General features: G+C 71.4%; 14 protein-coding genes. 9 read left to right on the forward strand and 5 right to left on the reverse strand.

The features are described 5' to 3' along the window. Positions 1-128 precede the first annotated feature (128 nt). Positions 129-2,249 (forward strand): EAL domain-containing protein, encoded by a 2,121-nt coding sequence (locus EIM47_RS04265; protein WP_125076236.1) that lies wholly within the window; start codon positions 129-131, stop codon positions 2,247-2,249. Positions 2,250-2,255: 6 nt separating this feature from the next. Here EIM47_RS04265 and EIM47_RS04270 read toward each other — a convergent pair whose 3' ends face one another. Next, positions 2,256-2,900, reverse strand: coding sequence for an exopolysaccharide biosynthesis protein (locus EIM47_RS04270; RefSeq protein ID WP_019398089.1), 645 nt, complete (start codon positions 2,898-2,900; stop codon positions 2,256-2,258). Next, the gene (locus tag EIM47_RS04275) at positions 2,884-4,194 is read right to left on the reverse strand and encodes a hemolysin family protein (RefSeq protein ID WP_019398088.1); all 1,311 of its coding nucleotides are present in this window, start codon (positions 4,192-4,194) and stop codon (positions 2,884-2,886) included. The genes EIM47_RS04270 and EIM47_RS04275 overlap by 17 nt, the downstream gene beginning before the upstream one ends. A 238-nt stretch (positions 4,195-4,432) precedes the next feature. On the opposite strand from EIM47_RS04275, the gene EIM47_RS04280 reads away from it, so the two are divergent. From EIM47_RS04280 to EIM47_RS04295, 4 genes are all read left to right on the forward strand, one after another. Then, positions 4,433-5,059, forward strand: coding sequence for a DUF47 family protein (locus tag EIM47_RS04280; RefSeq protein WP_125076237.1), 627 nt, complete (start codon positions 4,433-4,435; stop codon positions 5,057-5,059). A 12-nt stretch (positions 5,060-5,071) separates the two neighbouring features. Then, positions 5,072-6,193, forward strand: a complete 1,122-nt coding sequence (locus EIM47_RS04285; RefSeq protein WP_125076238.1) for an inorganic phosphate transporter — start codon at positions 5,072-5,074, stop codon at positions 6,191-6,193. A gap of 92 nt (positions 6,194-6,285) precedes the next feature. Next, positions 6,286-6,639 (forward strand): MGMT family protein, encoded by a 354-nt coding sequence (locus EIM47_RS04290; protein ID WP_019398085.1) that lies wholly within the window; start codon positions 6,286-6,288, stop codon positions 6,637-6,639. A gap of 63 nt (positions 6,640-6,702) precedes the next feature. Beyond that, a complete protein-coding gene (locus EIM47_RS04295) occupies positions 6,703-7,371 on the forward strand; it encodes a rhomboid family intramembrane serine protease (protein WP_028914723.1) in 669 nt (222 codons plus the stop codon). A gap of 204 nt (positions 7,372-7,575) precedes the next feature. Here EIM47_RS04295 and EIM47_RS04300 read toward each other — a convergent pair whose 3' ends face one another. Further along, entirely contained in the window at positions 7,576-9,654 is a 2,079-nt protein-coding gene (locus EIM47_RS04300) for a M13-type metalloendopeptidase (protein ID WP_125076239.1), read from the reverse strand. 141 nt (positions 9,655-9,795) lie between these two features. Here EIM47_RS04300 and EIM47_RS04305 point away from each other — a divergent pair, with 141 nt between their 5' ends. Next, the gene (locus EIM47_RS04305) at positions 9,796-11,169 is read left to right on the forward strand and encodes an MBL fold metallo-hydrolase (RefSeq protein WP_125076240.1); all 1,374 of its coding nucleotides are present in this window, start codon (positions 9,796-9,798) and stop codon (positions 11,167-11,169) included. Positions 11,170-11,205: 36 nt separating this feature from the next. Beyond that, entirely contained in the window at positions 11,206-12,807 is a 1,602-nt protein-coding gene (locus EIM47_RS04310) for an NAD(P)/FAD-dependent oxidoreductase (protein ID WP_125076241.1), read from the forward strand. Here EIM47_RS04310 and EIM47_RS04315 read toward each other — a convergent pair. After that, a complete protein-coding gene (locus EIM47_RS04315; RefSeq protein ID WP_125076242.1) occupies positions 12,690-14,138 on the reverse strand; it encodes a hypothetical protein in 1,449 nt (482 codons plus the stop codon). The genes EIM47_RS04310 and EIM47_RS04315 overlap by 118 nt on opposite strands. 206 nt (positions 14,139-14,344) lie before the next feature. Between EIM47_RS04315 and EIM47_RS16090 the strand changes: the two genes are divergently transcribed. Both EIM47_RS16090 and EIM47_RS16175 read left to right on the forward strand, forming a co-directional pair. Then, positions 14,345-14,470: a hypothetical protein gene (locus tag EIM47_RS16090; RefSeq protein WP_276312174.1), complete on the forward strand. Its 126-nt coding sequence runs from the start codon at positions 14,345-14,347 to the stop codon at positions 14,468-14,470. Between the two features lie 315 nt (positions 14,471-14,785). Further along, positions 14,786-15,064, forward strand: coding sequence for a hypothetical protein (locus EIM47_RS16175; RefSeq protein ID WP_164514541.1), 279 nt, complete (start codon positions 14,786-14,788; stop codon positions 15,062-15,064). Here the strand turns inward: EIM47_RS16175 and EIM47_RS04325 are convergent. Then, on the reverse strand, positions 15,007-15,894 hold the full coding sequence (locus EIM47_RS04325; RefSeq protein ID WP_240626164.1) for an ABC transporter ATP-binding protein: 888 nt from the start codon (positions 15,892-15,894) through the stop codon (positions 15,007-15,009). The two genes, EIM47_RS16175 and EIM47_RS04325, sit on opposite strands and share 58 nt — an antisense overlap. Positions 15,895-15,961: the final 67 nt, after the last annotated feature.

A 15,961-nucleotide genomic window follows, 5' to 3' on the forward strand; every position in this document is an offset into this window, starting at 1 on the left:
CCGCGGGCGCTGCCGGGTGCGTCGAGGTACGGCCGGGCGATGGCCGTTGCGGTGGCCTTCCTCCGGGCCGATCCTTGCCCTGCCAAGGCCGCGCCGTCCCGGCGCCGGCTGGCCTGCACGGAGGGCGAATGAAGCTGCGCATGGGCCTGCAGGCCAGGTTCCTGGCCTCGATGTCGCTGCTGCTGGTGGTGGTCCTGGTGCTGCTCGGCCTGGTCCTGCAGCGGCAGCAGGCCATGCGCCAGGAGTCGGAGGAGCTCAGCCGTGCGGCGATCCACGAGCTGATCGACGCGCACCTGCATGCGCGCGCCCGTACCCTGGCGCAGCAGCTGGCCACCAGCCTGGCCCGGCCGCTGCAGGAGGGCGACACCGAGGCGATCGCCGCGCTGCTGCGCGAGCAGCGCCAGGACGGCCTGGTCCGGTACCTGCAGGTGGCCGACGCGCACGGGCGGGTGGTGCAGGAAGCCGGGCGCGCCGACGAGGGGCCGTTCCGGGTGATCGAGCCGCCGGCCGGAGCCCCGCCGGTGGCCGAGGTGGTGGTGCGCCAGGACGAGGACGTGCTCGAGGCGATCGCGCCGGTCCGCCGCGACGGCCGCCGCATCGGCCAGGTCCGGGTGGGCCTGGCGCTGGAGGTCGCGCACCGCTTCGAGGAGCAGAACCTGCAACGCCTGCGCGAGCGCGCCGACGAGCTGGCGCGGCGCCAGAACGCCTGGGTGGCGCTGCTGCTGGGCCTGCTGCTGGCCGTGGTGCTGGGCATGGCCTGGTACGTGCAGCGGGTGCTGGTGCGGCCGATCCGCGACCTGGCCGCCTCGGCGCGCCGGATCGAGGCCGGCGACTACAACGTCCAGGTGCGCGCCAGTGCCCGCAACGACGAACTGGGCGAGCTGGAGCGCGCGTTCAACCGCATGAGCGAGAGCGTGGCACGCCACGACCGCGACGTGCGCCAGATCGCCTATACCGATCCGCTGACCGGCCTGACCAACCGCCTGGCCTTCCGCGAGGACCTGGAACAGCGCCTGGAGCAGCTGCACGGCTCCGGCCGCCAGCTGGCGCTGCTGTTCGCCGACATCGACGACTTCAAGCGGGTCAACGACACCCTCGGCCACGAGGCCGGCGACGAGGCCCTGCTGCAGTTCGCCACCCGCATCCGCGAGGCGGTCCGCCGCCACGGCGGCCCGGACGCGCGGCTGGCGCGCTTCGGCGGCGACGAATTCGTGATCCTGGTCGAGGGCGAGGACGTGCGGCCGCTGGCCACCCGCCTGGCCGGGGTGCTGGTGGCCGAACTGCGCGACCCGCTGCAGATCGAGGGCCGCCAGGTGTTCCTGGGCACCTCGATCGGCATCACCCTGTTCCCCGAGGACGCCACCGGCGCCAGCGGCCTGATGAAGAACGGCGACATCGCCATGTACCAGGCCAAGAGCGCCGGCAAGAACGGCTTCCGCTTCTACAGCCGGGCCATGGACCACGCCGTCGAGCGCCGCGCGCACATGGAGCAGGAACTGCGCGGCGCCTGGGAGCGCGGCGAGGTCAGCGTGGTCTACCAGCCGATCGGCCGCACCAGCGATGGCCGGATCGTCGGCGCCGAGGCGCTGCTGCGCTGGCAGCACCCGGAACTGGGCACGATCTCGCCGGCGGCGTTCATCGACGTGGCCGAGCAGAGCGGACTGATCGACCAGCTCGGCCCGCGCGTGCTGCGCCAGGCCTGCATCGACGCGGCGCGCTGGGCGCGCGAGTGCGGCGGCGAGCCGCCGTTCGTCTCGGTCAACGTGTCGCCGCGCCAGCTGCGCCACGGCGAGCTGCCGGGGATCGTGGCCCAGTGCCTGGCCGAGTCCGGGTTGCCGGCCGGGTGCCTGCACCTGGAGCTGACCGAGACCGCGCTGATCAGCGACGAGCTGCAGGCCGGGGCGCTGCTGACCCGGCTGCACGCCACCGGCGTGAAGGTCTGGCTGGACGACTTCGGCACCGGCTTCTCCGGCCTCAGCCACCTGCGCCGGGTGCCGGTGGACGGGCTCAAGATCGACCGCAGCTTCATCGCCGACATGCAGCGCGACCCGGACGACCTGGCCCTGACCAGCGCGATCGTCGCCATGGCCCACTCGCTGGGCATCACCGTGGTGGCCGAGGGCGTGGAGAAGCAGGCGCAGCTGGACCTGCTGGCCGGCCTGGGCTGCGACCTGGTCCAGGGCTACTGGCTCAGCCACCCGCTGGGCGCCGAGGAGCTGGCCGCGCGGCTGGCGGCGCGGGACGCCTGAGCCGGCTCAGGCGCGGCGCAGGCGCCCGATCCATTCGCCCAGCAGCTGCGCCAGCTCGCCCGAGACCAGGGCCATGCCGGCGATGGTGGCGGCCGAGACCAGCCACAGGCCCAGCAGCAGGGCGCCGTCGCGTTCCAGCAGGGCCAGGGCGAACAGCAGCAGCAGGCCGGCGAAGATGTAGTTGGTCATCGGGATCGGCAGCGCCAGCAGCAGGCCCAGCACCAGCAGCAGGAGCCCGGTCAGGACGTTGGCGGCGCGGTTGCCGGCCAGGCCCTGCAGGCGCGGCCGCACCAGGTGCTCCAGCCGCGCCAGCCATGGCGCGATCCGCGCGCGGAAGCGGTTGAGGGTATGCCGCCGCGGACCGCGGCGGCCGACGAAGCGGGGAAGCCATGGCCGCGCCAGGCCGGCCACCAGCTGCAGCCCGATCAGCATCACCAGCGGTCCGGAGACGACCCCGCCGGCGCCGGGGATGGGGATGAAGCCGGGCAGGATGGCCACGAACAGGAACATCCCGAATGCACTGCGGCCCAGCCCGCCGAGCAGGCGGTCCAGGCTCAGCAGCTCCTCCGGGTCGCCGTGCGCGAACGCGTCGAGCACGCGGGTAAGCCCGCTGCGCGGGGTGGTGCCGCCCTGGTCAGGCGGGCTGGCCATCTTCCTCCGCCGGCAGGCGGGTCAGCAGCAGTTTGTCCACGCGGGCGCCGTCCAGGTCCACCACCTCGATGCGCCAGCCGGCCCAGTCGAAGTGCTCGCCCACGTGCGGGATGCGGCCGAAGTGGGCGATGCACATGCCGGCCAGGGTGTGGTAGTCGCCGTCCTCGGCGTCGGGCAGGGCGGCGCCGTCCATCAGCTCGCGCAGGTCGTCGGTGGGCAGGGCGCCGCCGACCAGCAGCGAGCCGTCGTCGCGCGCGACCACCAGGGCCTCGCCGTCGTTGTGCTCGACCGCCTGCAGGCGGCCGATGATCGCGCCCATCAGGTCGTTGACCGTGACCAGGCCCTGGATCTCGCCGTACTCGTCCACCACCAGCGCCATCGATTGCTGTTCCTCGCGGAAGATCTCCAGCAGCTTCATCGCATGGGTGGACTCTGACACGAACAGCGTGTCCCTGAGGTGGTCGAACAGCCCGCCCTCGATGCCGCCGCCGGTGTGCAGCAGCGACTTGACCTCCAGCACGCCGGCCACGTCCGCGTCGCTGCCGCGGTAGACCGGATAGCGCGAGAAGCGGTGTTCGCGCATGACCGCCAGGTTCTCCTCCAGCGGCGCGTTGGCGTCCAGCCAGGCGATGCGGTTGCGCGGGGTCATCAGGCTGTCGGCGGTGCGGTCGCCCAGGCGCATGACCCGGTTCATCATGTCGCGCTCGTAGGCGTCGATCACGCCCTGCTCGTGGCTCTCGGCCACCAGCATGCGGATCTCCTCCTCGGAGATGGTGCTGACCTGGTCCTTGCCCAGGCCGACGGCGCGCAGCACCAGGCGGGTGCTCTGCGACAGCAGCCACACGAACGGGAAGGCGGCCTTCGCCAGCCAGCCCATGGGCATGGCCACGAACCCGGCGATCCGCTCAGGGGCGGTGATCGCCAGGCGCTTGGGCACCAGTTCGCCGAAGATCAGCGTGAAGTAGGTGATCAGGGCCACCGCCAGCAGCTTGCCGATGCCGGCCGCGTACTGGCCCAGGGCCGGGAACACGTCGTCCAGCCAGTCGCCGATGGCCAGGCCGATGGCCTCGCCGCCGAACAGGCCGGTGAGGATGCCGATCAGGGTGATCCCGATCTGCACCGTGGACAGGAAGTTCTCCGGCTTCTCCGACAGCGCCAGGGCGCGCGCCGCGCGCTTGCTGGCCTGGGCCAGCTGCTTCAGGCGGCTCTTGCGCGAGGTCATGACCGACATCTCCGACATCGCGAAGAAGCCGTTCAGCAGGATCAGGGCGAAAACGATCAGCAGCTCAGCCACGGCGGCGGACCCCGCGGCGTGCATGGGAGGGCTGGTCGTGCAGCGCCGTCAGGGCGCGGCGGAAGTGGGGGCTAGGGTCGTCGTCCATAAGCTGCGCCCGCGGGGCGCGGGGGCGATGATAACAGAGGCGCGGGAGCCTCCCGCCGGGGCATGTTGCGCTGCGGCAGTACCGGGCTCCGGCGCGGGCTGTCATAATTTCCCGGATCGCCGCCCGTCCCGAGGCGGAGGACAGTCTTCGATGTTCTCACTCCAGACCATTTTCGGCTCCGGCAAGCAGTTCTTCACCCTGCTGGACGAGGCGGCCATCGCGGCCCACGACAGCACCAAGGCCCTGTACCAGATGATGAAGGCCGCCGACCGGCAGCCGGCGCTGGATGCGTTCAAGCTGGCCCGCCAGCGCGAGCGCACCGCCTCGGAGAAGATCAGCCAGGCCCTGGTGGACAGCTTCATGACCCCGCTGGAGCGCGAGGACATCGAGGCCCTGGGCTCGGCGCTGTACAAGATCCCCAAGCAGGTGGAGAAGTTCGCGGACCGCTACTCGCTGGCGACCCAGCACCTGGCCCACATCGACTTCGCGCCGCGCGCGGCGATGCTGGAGCAGGCCGCGGACGTGGTGGTGGAGATGGTCCATGGCCTGCGCCACATGAACCTGGACAAGATGACCGTGCTCAACGAGAAGCTGCGGTCGATCGAGAACGAGGCCGACCGGCTGATGCTGGAGCTGTACCGCGACATCTACTCCGGGCGCCTGGACCACCTGCAGATGTTCCTGCTGAAGGAATTCTTCGAGATCCTGGAGAAGGCCATCGACCGTTGCCGCGAGGCCGGCGTGGTGGTCTACCAGATCACGCTCAAGAACAGCTGACGGGCCGCTGCCATGCTGACCCTCGTGCTGGTGGTGATCCTGGCCGCGCTCGTCTTCGAGTTCATCAACGGCTTCCACGACACCGCCAACTCCATCGCCACGGTGGTGGCGACCAAGGTGCTGTCGCCGGGCGCGGCCGTGTCGCTGGCGGCGGTGATGAACCTGGTCGGGGCGCTGATGGGGACCGCGGTGGCGGCGACCATCGCCACCGGCATCCTCAACACCGACGTGGTCGAGGCCAGCTCGCAGGTGATCCTGTGCGCGCTGCTGGGCGGCATCGGCTGGAACCTGATCACCTGGTGGTTCGGCCTGCCGTCCTCGTCCTCGCACGCCCTGATCGGCGGCCTGTGCGGCGCCGGCCTGGCCGCCGCCGGCAACAACTGGGACGCGCTGATCTGGTCGCAGGACCTCGGCAACTGGGCCAAGAACAAGGGCCTGCTGTGGAAGGTGTTCCTGCCGATGGTCACCTCGCCGCTGGCCGGCTTCGTCATGGGCGTGGGCGTGATGGTCCTGCTGTGGGCGATCATCGCCGCCATGGCCCGCGCCGGCGGCGTGCTGCGCCGGCTGGCGCGCCCGCGCTGGGTCAACGCCTTCTTCGGCAAGGCCCAGATCGCCTCGGCCGCCTACATGGGCTTCGCCCACGGCCACAACGACGCGCAGAAGACCATGGGCATCATCGCCCTGACCCTGATGGGCGCCGAAGCCGCCGGCACCCTGGACAACCTGCCGTCGTGGCTGGCCTTCCTGCACCCGGGTGACAACGACAGCACCCACATCGCCACCTGGATCGTGCTGACCTGTGCCCTGGTGATGGCTGCCGGCACCGCGTCCGGTGGCTGGCGCATCATCAAGACGCTGGGCCACAAGATGGTCAGGCTGCACCCGATCCACGGCTTCGCCGCCGAGACCAGTTCGGCCACGGTGCTGACCCTGGCCGCGCACTTCGGCATGCCGGTGTCCACCACCCACAGCATCTCCACCGCGATCATGGGCGTGGGCTTCGCCAAGAACCCGCGCGCGCTGAAGATCGGCGTGATCGAGCGCATCGTCTGGGCCTGGATCATGACCATCCCCGCCGCCGGCGGCCTGGCCTGGCTGTTCCTGCGCGGGATGAAGGCGCTCGGCTGGGCCTGAGCGCCTGCCTGCCGCCACGCCGCTGCAAAGCAAAGGCCGCCGCAAGGCGGCCTTCGCTTTTACGGCGCGGCGGTGCTGGCTAAGCTGGGCCCATGCCCGACGCCACCCAGGACGCCGCCGCCCGCATCCTCGCCGCCGTGCGCGCCATCCCGCGCGGGCAGGTGGCCGGGTACGGCGAGGTGGCGCGGCGCGCGGGCCTGCCCGGACGCGCCCGCCTGGCGGCACGGGTGTTGTCGCAGAACACCGACCGCACGCTGCCCTGGCACCGGGTGCTGCGCGCCGACGGCCGCATCGCCTTCCCCGAAGGCTCGGCCGGCTACCGCGAGCAGTGCCAGCGGCTGCGCGCCGAGGGCGTGGCGGTGGTGGACGGGCGCGTGCGCCGCGAGCTGATGGCCGGCGCGCACGGCGACCTGGACGCCATGGTGTGGGGGCCGCCGCCGCGCTGAGCGCGGGGCCCGGCCCGGTGCGCGGGGCCGTTATGATGGGCTTCCCCTTCCATGGAGCCGCGGATGTTCGCGCGACTGCCCCCCGTCACCCAGGCCATGCTGATCGCCAACGTGGTGGTGTTCCTGCTGCAGCTGATGCTGGGCAACGCCACCTTCTCGACCTTCATGCTGTGGCCGCCGCAAGGCTTCGATCCGTTCTCGCCCGCGCAGAATTTCCAGCCCTGGCAGCTGCTCAGCTACGGCTTCCTGCACGGCAGCTTCGGCCACCTGCTGTTCAACATGCTGGCGCTGTACATGTTCGGCTCCCCGCTGGAGCTGACCTGGGGCCCGCGCCGGTTCCTGGCCTACTACCTCATCTGCGTCGCCGGCGCCGGCCTGTGCCAGCTGCTGGTGGGCTGGTGGACGGTCTCCGCCGGCGGCCCGCCGTATCCCACCCTGGGCGCCTCCGGCGGCGTGTTCGGCCTGCTGCTGGCCTACGGCATGCTGTTCCCCAGCCAGCGGGTGATGCTGCTGTTCCCGCCGATCCCGATGAAGGCGCGCACCTTCGTTATCGTGTTCGGCGCGATCGAGCTGGTGCTGGGCTTCACCGGCTGGCAGCCGGGCGTGGCCCACTTCGCCCACCTGGGCGGCATGTTGTTCGGCTGGCTGGTGATCCGCTACTGGCGCGGCCAGCCGCCGTTTGGCGGGCGGCGCCCGCCGCGAGGTCCCAGCCACCTGCGCCGGGTGAAGTAGGCGCGGGCGGGAAGGAAAGGTGAAAGGCGCGGGCAACCGCGCCTTTCCTGTTTGCGCGGCCGGACCGAAGCGGTGCCGGCCCGGGGCGGGGAGGGCACGGTCCCCGCGGCGATGCCGGGGACGGCCCGGGGTGCCCGCCGCCGGCGCAAAAAGAACGGTGCCCGGCAATGCCGGGCCCCGCGTGCGCTTGCCTTGCGCGTGCGCTTACCAGATCACGACCCGGGCATCGCCCTGGCGGGCCATGGGCGCGCCGGCCTCGCACTTGAACGCCGCGGCGAACGCCGGCAGGTTCGAGGGCGCGCCGATGGCGCGGAACTGCGACGGGGCGTGCTCGTCGGTGGCGATGCGCTGCTTCAGCTCTTCCGGGGTGAAGTTGCGGCGCCACACCGTGGCCCAGTTGAGGAAGAAGCGCTGGTCGCGGGTCAGGCCGTCGGTCATCGGGTCCGGCTGGCCCTCGGTGGCCTTCTTCATCGCGTCGTAGGCCGTGGCCAGGCCGCCCAGGTCGGCGATGTTCTCGCCCAGGGTCAGGCGGCCGTTGACCTTCTGGCCGTCGGCGGTGGTGTAGCCGTTGAACTGCTCGATCAGCTTGGCGGTGCGCGCGGCGAAGCCCTTGGCGTCGGCCTCGGTCCACCAGTTCTCGAACTTGCCGGTCGGCCCGAAGCGGCTGCCCTGGTCGTCGTAACCGTGGGTCATCTCGTGGCCGATCACCGCGCCGATGCCGCCGTAGTTCATCTCGTCGGTGGCTTCCGGATCGAAGAACGGCGGCTGCAGGATGGCGGCCGGGAACGCGATCTCGTTCGACAGCGGGTTGTAGTAGGCGTTGACCATCTGCGGCGGCATGCCCCACTCGGACTTGTCGACCGGCTTGCCGATCTTGCCCAGCTCCCAGCGGTAGTTGAACTCGCGGGCGGCCAGCACGTTGCCGATGTAGCTGTCGCGGCCGGTCTCCAGGCCGTCCCAGGAACGCCACTTGTCCGGGTAGCCGATCTTGGTGGTGAACGCGGCCTGCTTGTCCAGGGCCTTGGCCTTGGTCTCCTCGCTCATCCACTCCAGGTTCTGGATGCGCGCCTTCAGGGCCTCGCCGAGGTTGGCGACCAGGGCCTCCATCTTGGCCTTGGACTCGGGCGGGAAGGCGACCTGCACGTACATCTGGCCCAGGGCCTCGCCGGCCTGGCCGTTGATCGTGGCCAGCACGCGCTTCCAGCGCGGCTTCATTTCCTTCTGGCCGCGCAGGGTGGCCGAGTAGAAGTTGAAGTTCTCCTGCACGAACTCGTCGCTCAGGTACGGCGCGGCGCCGTCGACGGTGTGGAAGCGCAGGTAGGCCTTCCACACGGCCGCGTCGGTGTCGGCCAGGGCCTTGTCGACCTCCTTGTGGAAGTCCGGGATCGCCAGCGAGAACATCTCCGGCGCGGCCACGCCCTGGGACTCGAAGAACTTCGACCACGGGAAGTTCGGGGTCAGCGCATCGGCGTCGGCCAGGCTGACCGGGTTGTAGAACAGGGACACGTCGCGGGTCAGGTCCTCGCGCGACTTGGACGCCTTGGCCAGGCGGGTCTCGAACGCCATCACCTGCTTGGCCTGCTCCTGCGCCGCGGCCGCGTCCACGCCCGACAGCTCGAGGATGCGGGCGATGTGGGCCACGTACTTGTCGCGGATGTCCTGCTTGTCGGCGTCGGTGTAGTACTTGCTGTCCGGCAGGCCCAGGCCGCCCTGCGACACGTAGGCGATGTTCATGTCCGGGTTCTGGAAGTCGGCCTCCGGGCCGAATCCGAACAGGAAGTTGCCGCCCTTGGCGGCGCGGCTGCGCAGGTACTCGGCGATCGCGTCCTTGTCGGCCAGCGCGTCGATCGCGGCCAGCTCGGCGGCCAGCGGCTGGATGCCCTGGGCGTTGATCTTCGCCTCGTCCATGCCGGTGGCCCACAGGTCGCCGACGATCTTCGTCACGCCGGTGGCCGAAGCGTCGGCGCCGGCCTGCTCGGCCAGCTGCTGCTGGATCGCGGTGGAGCGCTCGTCGAGCATCTCGAACGCGCCCCAGCTGGTGCGGTCGCCCGGGACCGGATTGGCGTCCAGCCACTTGCCGTTGGCGTAGCCGGCGAAGTCGTGGCAGGCCTGCTTGGTCTCGTCCAGGTCGGCCACCTGGAAGCGGTTGACCGGCGGCAGCCGGCTCTCGTCCAGGGTCAGGGCAGGCGCTTCCGCGGCGGGGGCGGACTCGTCCTTCTTGGAGCAGGCAGCCAGCGCCGTGGCGATCGCCAGCGGCAGCAGCAGGGCTTGGGTCTTGCGCATGTTCACGGTTTGGGGTCTCCGGCCCGTATGGGCGTGCAATGGCCCCCTGGGGGGCAGTGGCACGGACTGTACGCCAGCGTCTACTGCCGGTGGCACTGCCGGAGGTCATGCACAATGGGCCGGGACCCGGGAGGAGGGCGGATGGAAATCGAGTTCCATGGCGCGGCCGGCGGAGTGACCGGCTCCATGCACCTGGTCGAGGCCGCCGGCCGGCGGATCCTGCTGGACTGCGGGATGCTGCAGGGCGGACGCGAGCTGGAGGCGGGCAACGCCGCCCCGTTCCCGTTCGACCCGGCCGGGCTGGACGCGGTGGTCCTCAGCCACGCCCACATCGACCACATCGGCCGGTTGCCGCTGCTGGTGGCGCGCGGCTACCACGGGCCGGTCTGGCTGCAACGGGCCACCGCCGACCTGCTGCCGGTGATGCTGGAGGACGCCGCCTCGCTGGCCGCCTCCGAGGCCGAGCGCGCCAACCGCCGGCGTGCACCGGGCGAGCCGGCCCAGGCGCCGCTGTTCACCGCGGCCGACGTGGCCCGGGTCCTGGACCTGCTGCGGCCGCTGGACTATGGCGCGCGCACCGCGATCCTGCCGGGGGTGGAGCTGGCCCTGCGCGACGCCGGGCACATCCTCGGCTCGAGCATCGTCGAGCTGTGGGGCGACGGCCGCAAGCTGGTGTTCTCCGGCGACCTGGGGCCGAAGGGCACGCCGATCCTGCGCGACCCGGAGGCCATCGCCGAGGCCGACCTGGTGGTGATGGAGTCCACCTACGGCGACCGCAACCACCGCGAGCGCAGCGCCACCGTGCAGGAGCTGGGCGAGGTGTTCGAGCACGCCTGGCGCGAGCGCGGCACGGTGCTGATCCCGGCCTTCGCCGTGGGCCGCAGCCAGGAGCTGCTGTACTGGTTCGCGCGCTACTGGCAGGAGTGGAAGCTGGAGCGCTGGCGCATCTTCCTGGACAGCCCGATGGCGGGGAAGGTGGTGGCCGTGTACGACCGCCACCAGGCGCTGTTCGACGAGCAGGCCAGCCAGGTCTGGCGGCAGCGGCCCTCGCCGTTCCGGCTGCCCAACCTGTACTACACCGAGACCACCCAGGCCTCGATGGGGATCAACGCGATCGCCTCCGGCGCGATCGTGATCGCCGGGTCGGGCATGGCCAATGGCGGCCGCATCCAGCACCACCTGCGCCACCGCCTGGAGCGGCGCGACACCCACGTGGTGTTCGTCGGCTACCAGGCCGAGGGCACGCTCGGCCGGCGCCTGGTCGAGCGCGCGCCCTGGGTGCGCATCCACGGCCAGGAGCTGCGGGTGGCGGCGCAGGTACACACCGTCGGCGGCCTGTCGGCCCATACCGACCAGCGCGGGCTGCTGCAGTGGTACGGCCAGTTCCGCGGCACCCCGCCGGTGGCCCTGGTGCACGGCGAGGACCCCGCGCGCCAGGCACTGGCCGGCGAACTCGGCCGCCGCTTCGGGGCGCGGGTGGAACTGCCACGGCCCGGTACCCGCCTGGCGGTCTGAGGCGCGGCTCCGGTGGCCGGTGGTATACCTGCGCGCATGCGGAACGAAGACGCGCGGCGTGACGTGCTCCTGGTCGGCGGCGGCCACAACGGCCTGGTCTGCGCCGCCTACCTGGCCCGGGCCGGGCTGAAGGTGACCGTGCTCGAGCGCCGCGGCGTGGTCGGCGGCGCGGCGGTCACCGAGGAGTTCCATCCCGGCTTCCGCAACTCGGTGGCCTCGTACACGGTCTCGCTGCTGCAGCCGAAGGTGATCGAGGACCTGGACCTGCACGGCCACGGCCTGCGCATCGTCCTGCGCCGGCGCAACAACTTCCTGCCGCTGCCCGACGGCCGCTACCTGCTCACCGGCGGCGGGCGCACGGCCGAAGAGGTCGCGAAGTTCTCCCGCCACGACGCCGAGGCATTGCCGGCCTACGAGGCGCGGCTGGAGGCGATGGCCGACGTGCTGCGCGCGCTGGCGCTGCAGCCGCCGCCCAACGTCACCGACGGTGGCTGGCTGCAGGCGCTGCCGGAGCTGCTGCGCACCGCACGGCTGGGCCGGCAGTTGCATGCGCTGGAGCCGGCGCTGCGCCAGGACCTGCTGGACCTGTTCACCATTTCCGCCGCCGAATACCTGGACCGCTGGTTCGAGAGCGGGCCGATCAAGGCCCTGTTCGGCTTCGACGGCATCGTCGGCAACTACGCCAGCCCGTACGCCCCGGGCACCGCCTACGTGCTGCTGCACCACGTGTTCGGCCAGGCCAACGGGGTCAAGGGCGCCTGGGGCCACGCCATCGGTGGCATGGGCGCCATCACCCGGGCGATGGCGCGCGCGGCCGAGGCGGCCGGCGCGGAAATCCACACCGGCCAGGGCGTGGAGCGGATCCTGGTCGAGGGCGGGCGCGCCACCGGCGTGGTCACCGCGGCGGGCGAGACCTTGCGCGCCCGCGCGGTGGTGGCCAACGTCAACCCGAAGCTGCTGTACCAGCGCCTGCTGCCGGCCGGCGCGGTACCGCCGGCCACCGCCGAGCGCATGCGCAACTGGCGCTGCGGCTCAGGCACGTTCCGCATGAACGTGGCGCTGTCGCGGGCCCCCGACTTCCTTGCGTTGCCGGGAGAGGGCGAGCACCTGACCGCCGGCATCATCCTGGCGCCCAGCCTGGACTACATGGACCGCGCCTGGCGCGACGCCCGCGAGCACGGCTGGTCGCGCGAGCCCATCGTCGAGATGCTGGTGCCCTCGAGCCTGGACGATTCGCTGGCGCCGCCGGGAATGCACGTGGCCAGCCTGTTCTGCCAGCACGTGGCGCCGGAACTTCCCGGCGGCCGCAGCTGGGACGACCACCGCGACGAAGTGGCCGACCTGATGATCGCCACCGTGGACCGCTACGCGCCGGGCTTCGCCGCCTCGGTGCTGGGCCGGCAGGTACTTTCGCCGCTGGACCTGGAACGCGAGTTCGGCCTGGTCGGCGGCGACATCTTCCATGGTGCGCTGAGCCTCAACCAGCTGTTCTCGGCGCGGCCGATGCTGGGCCAGGCGCACTACCGCGGGGCCATCCCGGGCCTGTACCTGTGCGGCTCCGGCACCCATCCCGGCGGCGGCGTGACCGGCGCGCCGGGCCACAACGCCGCCCAGGTGGTGATCGGCGACCTGCGCTGAGGCGGCGCCCGCCGCGCGGCAGGCGGGCCGCGCAAGCCGGATGGGTTCCGGCCCCGCGCCATGCGGGGCCGGGAACCTTGGCTCACTGCACCACGGTGACCTTCTTGCGGTTGTCGCCGGAAGCGCGGTCGATCAGCTTGTTGTACGGGTCCACGCCGGCCTCGTAGGGCAGTTCGTCGACCACCAGCTCCAGCGTGGTTTCCGCCTGGGTGAGGCGGTGCTTGGCCAGGTACAGCACCTTCTCGTCGGCCTCGCTGCCGCCCGGCGGACGGGCGAACACGCCGATGTCGACCATCACGTCCACCGGTTCCTGGGTTTCCTTGCCCTTGCCGTCGGTGGAGACCTTCTCCGCCTGCACGGTGAGGGTTGTACTGGCGGTAGCGCTTCTCGTAGTCGGCCGCGCGCTCCTTGGCCAGGTCGCCGGGCACGTACTCGTTGCGGATGTTGGTGTTGTAGAAGATCCAGCCGCCGAGCCCGGCGAAGGCCAGCAGCGAGGCCGCCAGGGTGGCCGCCACCGGCGCGCGCAGCCGCGCCCGCGCCTGGCGCAGGCGGTCGCGCCAGTGCAGCGAGGTGCCGCGCGGCCAGAACAGCAGGGCCACGGCCAGCAGGGCCACGGCCAGGGCGGCCCAGTAGGCACGCACGGTCAGGTGCGCGCCCAGGAAGTGGCCGTAGCCGTTCATGTCCGAATACGGCAGCGGGGTGGTGGCGTTGTAACTGTACAGCAGGTGGTCGAAGTGCAGCATGCCCTTCGCCGCCTGCGCGACCAGGAACACGATCATCAGCAGGTAGCCGATGAACTTGTTGCCCGACACCGCCTGCAGGAACACCGCCAGCGCCGCCATCAGCATGAAGCCGAGGGCGTCCAGGGCGATGCCCTTCAGGTACAGCAGCGGCTCGATCGCGGTGATGCCGTGGCCCAGCTGCCAGGCGAGGGTGAACAGCGCGCCGCCCAGGTACATGGCCAGCACCAGACCGGCCAGCGCCGTCAGCTTCGAGGCCAGCGGGATCCAGTCGGGCAGGGCGTAGGCATCGGTGGCCTCGGCCACGCGCGCGCCGCGTTCGCGCCAGACCAGCTCGCCGGCGTAGAACGTCACCACGACGACCAGGAACAGGCTCATGCTGCCGCGGATGGTGCCGAGCATCTGCCGGGTCACCGGGTACAGCTCGGTGCCGTAGATGTTGTCGCCGAACATCAGGGCGACCAGGATCACCAGCAGGCCCAGCAGCAGCATGACCAGGAACGGCGCGCCCAGCAGCGAGGCGCGCAGGTCGAACGCGGCCAGCCTGCGGTACTGGGTCCAGCGCGCGGCCAGGCCCTCGCGCAGGCCCACGGCCGGCAGGCGCGGCCGGCGCCGTCGCAGCCGCGGCCGCGCCCTTGCGTCGGCGCAGGACCAGGCCTTCGCGGTCGGCGCGGAACAGGCGGAAGGCGGCAGCCAGCAGCAGCGCGCTCACGCCCAGCCACAGGAGGCGGTTGCCCAGCAGCAGGCCGCCCAGCTGCGGCAGCTGGGTGTTGTACTGGGCGCTGGACCAGTAGCGGATGTGCTCGTCCACGGCCGCGCCACCGGACGGATCGACCAGCGCCGCGATCCAGCGCGTGTCCAGGTCCGAGGTCAGCGAGCTGGAGACCGTCCACAGCACGATGAAGGCGATCGCGCCGATGTAGGTGTAGAGCATCGAGCGGGTCAGCGTGGCCAGCAGGAACAGCAGCGCCGACAGGAACAGCAGGTTGGGCACCACCAGCACCGCGAACGCCCAGGCGTAGGCGGACCAGGGCGTGGGGCCGAGGCGCTCCGGGTCCAGCCACGGCATCAGGCTGCCCAGCCAAAGCCCGAAGGCGATGACCAGCATGATCGCCAGGCTGGCGAGGAAACCACCGCCGAAGCGGCCGAGCAGGTAGTCGCGCTTGCGCAGAGGGGTGGCGAAGAACAGCTCCGCGGTGCGCTGCTCGAAGTCGCGCAGGGCGATGCCGGCCACGAAGATGGTCGACAGCAGCACGCTCAGCACGCTGAAGGCGCACAGCAGGCTGACCACCACCGCCGGCGCGTTGCGCATGATGTTGCCGACGCCGCCGCCGAAGCTGACGTTGTCCGAGGCCATGCTGGCGAAGCCGAACAGGCCGAACACCGCAAGCACGATCCAGAACACGCCGTTGCGCAGCAGCAGGCGCCCTTCGAAGGACAGGATGTGGCGCAACATGGCTCAGGCCGCCTTTGCCGGGGCGGAAGCCAGCGCGACCTGGCGCAGCTCGCCGAAGTAGACGTCTTCCAGGCTGGCCGGGACCGCGGCGAAGCCGTCGCCGGGGTCGCTGTCGGCGAGCACGTGCACCACCGGCTTGCCGGCGACCAGGCGCGAGGACAGCACCGCGTGCTCGTGCGCCAGGCGGTCCAGCTCCTCCTTCTCCACCCGCTTGCGCCAGATCCGGCCTTCCAGCGAACGGATCGCCTCGCGCGGCTCGCCGGCCAGGCGTACCTGGCCGGCGGCGATGATGGCCATGCGCGGGCACAGGTCGGTCACGTCCTCGACGATGTGGGTGGACAGGATCACCACCGTGTTCTCGCCGATCTCCGCCAGCAGGTTGAGGAAGCGGTTGCGCTCCTCCGGGTCCAGGCCGGCGGTGGGTTCGTCGACGATCACCAGCGAGGGTTGGCCGATCAGCGCCTGGGCGATGCCGAAGCGCTGGCGCATGCCGCCGGAGAAGGTGCCGAGCTTGCGCTTGCGCACGTTCCACAGGTTGACCTGCTGCAGCAGCGCCTGCACCAGCTCCCTGCGCTCGCCGCGCGCGGTCACGCCCTTGAGCACGGCGAAGTGGTCCAGCATCGCCTCGGCCGAGACCTTCGGGTACACGCCGAAGTCCTGCGGCAGGTAGCCCAGGCGCTTGCGCGCCTGTTCCTTGTTGGCGAGCACGTCCAGGCCGTCGAGGGTGATGCTGCCGCTGTCCGGCTCCTGCAGGGTGGCGATGGTGCGCATCAGGGTGGATTTGCCGGCGCCGTTGGGGCCCAGCAGGCCGAACATGCCCCTGGGGATGTCCAGCGACACGTCCTTCAGTGCCTGTACGCCGTTGGCGTAGGTCTTGGACAGCGAGCGGATCTACAGAATTCGTCTCCTCCGTTGGAACTCCTGGATGATGCGGACCGGTCGGCCGGCGGCGCCATCG

This window comes from Pseudoxanthomonas sp. SGT-18, from assembly GCF_003931645.1.
In the GTDB taxonomy this organism is placed as follows: Bacteria; Pseudomonadota; Gammaproteobacteria; order Xanthomonadales; family Xanthomonadaceae; genus Pseudoxanthomonas.

What these genes read in the sequence shown, in the direction of transcription:
- EIM47_RS04265 (WP_125076236.1), top strand. Translation starts at nt 129, where the DNA reads ATGAAGCTGCGCATGGGCCTGCAGGCCAGGTTCCTGGCCTCGATGTCG.
- EIM47_RS04270 (WP_019398089.1), bottom strand. Translation starts at nt 2,900, where the DNA reads ATGGCCAGCCCGCCTGACCAGGGCGGCACCACCCCGCGCAGCGGGCTT.
- EIM47_RS04280 (WP_125076237.1), top strand. Translation starts at nt 4,433, where the DNA reads ATGTTCTCACTCCAGACCATTTTCGGCTCCGGCAAGCAGTTCTTCACC.
- EIM47_RS04285 (WP_125076238.1), top strand. Translation starts at nt 5,072, where the DNA reads ATGCTGACCCTCGTGCTGGTGGTGATCCTGGCCGCGCTCGTCTTCGAG.
- EIM47_RS04290 (WP_019398085.1), top strand. Translation starts at nt 6,286, where the DNA reads ATGCCCGACGCCACCCAGGACGCCGCCGCCCGCATCCTCGCCGCCGTG.
- EIM47_RS04295 (WP_028914723.1), top strand. Translation starts at nt 6,703, where the DNA reads ATGTTCGCGCGACTGCCCCCCGTCACCCAGGCCATGCTGATCGCCAAC.
- EIM47_RS04300 (WP_125076239.1), bottom strand. Translation starts at nt 9,654, where the DNA reads ATGCGCAAGACCCAAGCCCTGCTGCTGCCGCTGGCGATCGCCACGGCG.
- EIM47_RS04305 (WP_125076240.1), top strand. Translation starts at nt 9,796, where the DNA reads ATGGAAATCGAGTTCCATGGCGCGGCCGGCGGAGTGACCGGCTCCATG.
- EIM47_RS04310 (WP_125076241.1), top strand. Translation starts at nt 11,206, where the DNA reads ATGCGGAACGAAGACGCGCGGCGTGACGTGCTCCTGGTCGGCGGCGGC.
- EIM47_RS16090 (WP_276312174.1), top strand. Translation starts at nt 14,345, where the DNA reads ATGTGCTCGTCCACGGCCGCGCCACCGGACGGATCGACCAGCGCCGCG.
- EIM47_RS16175 (WP_164514541.1), top strand. Translation starts at nt 14,786, where the DNA reads ATGGTCGACAGCAGCACGCTCAGCACGCTGAAGGCGCACAGCAGGCTG.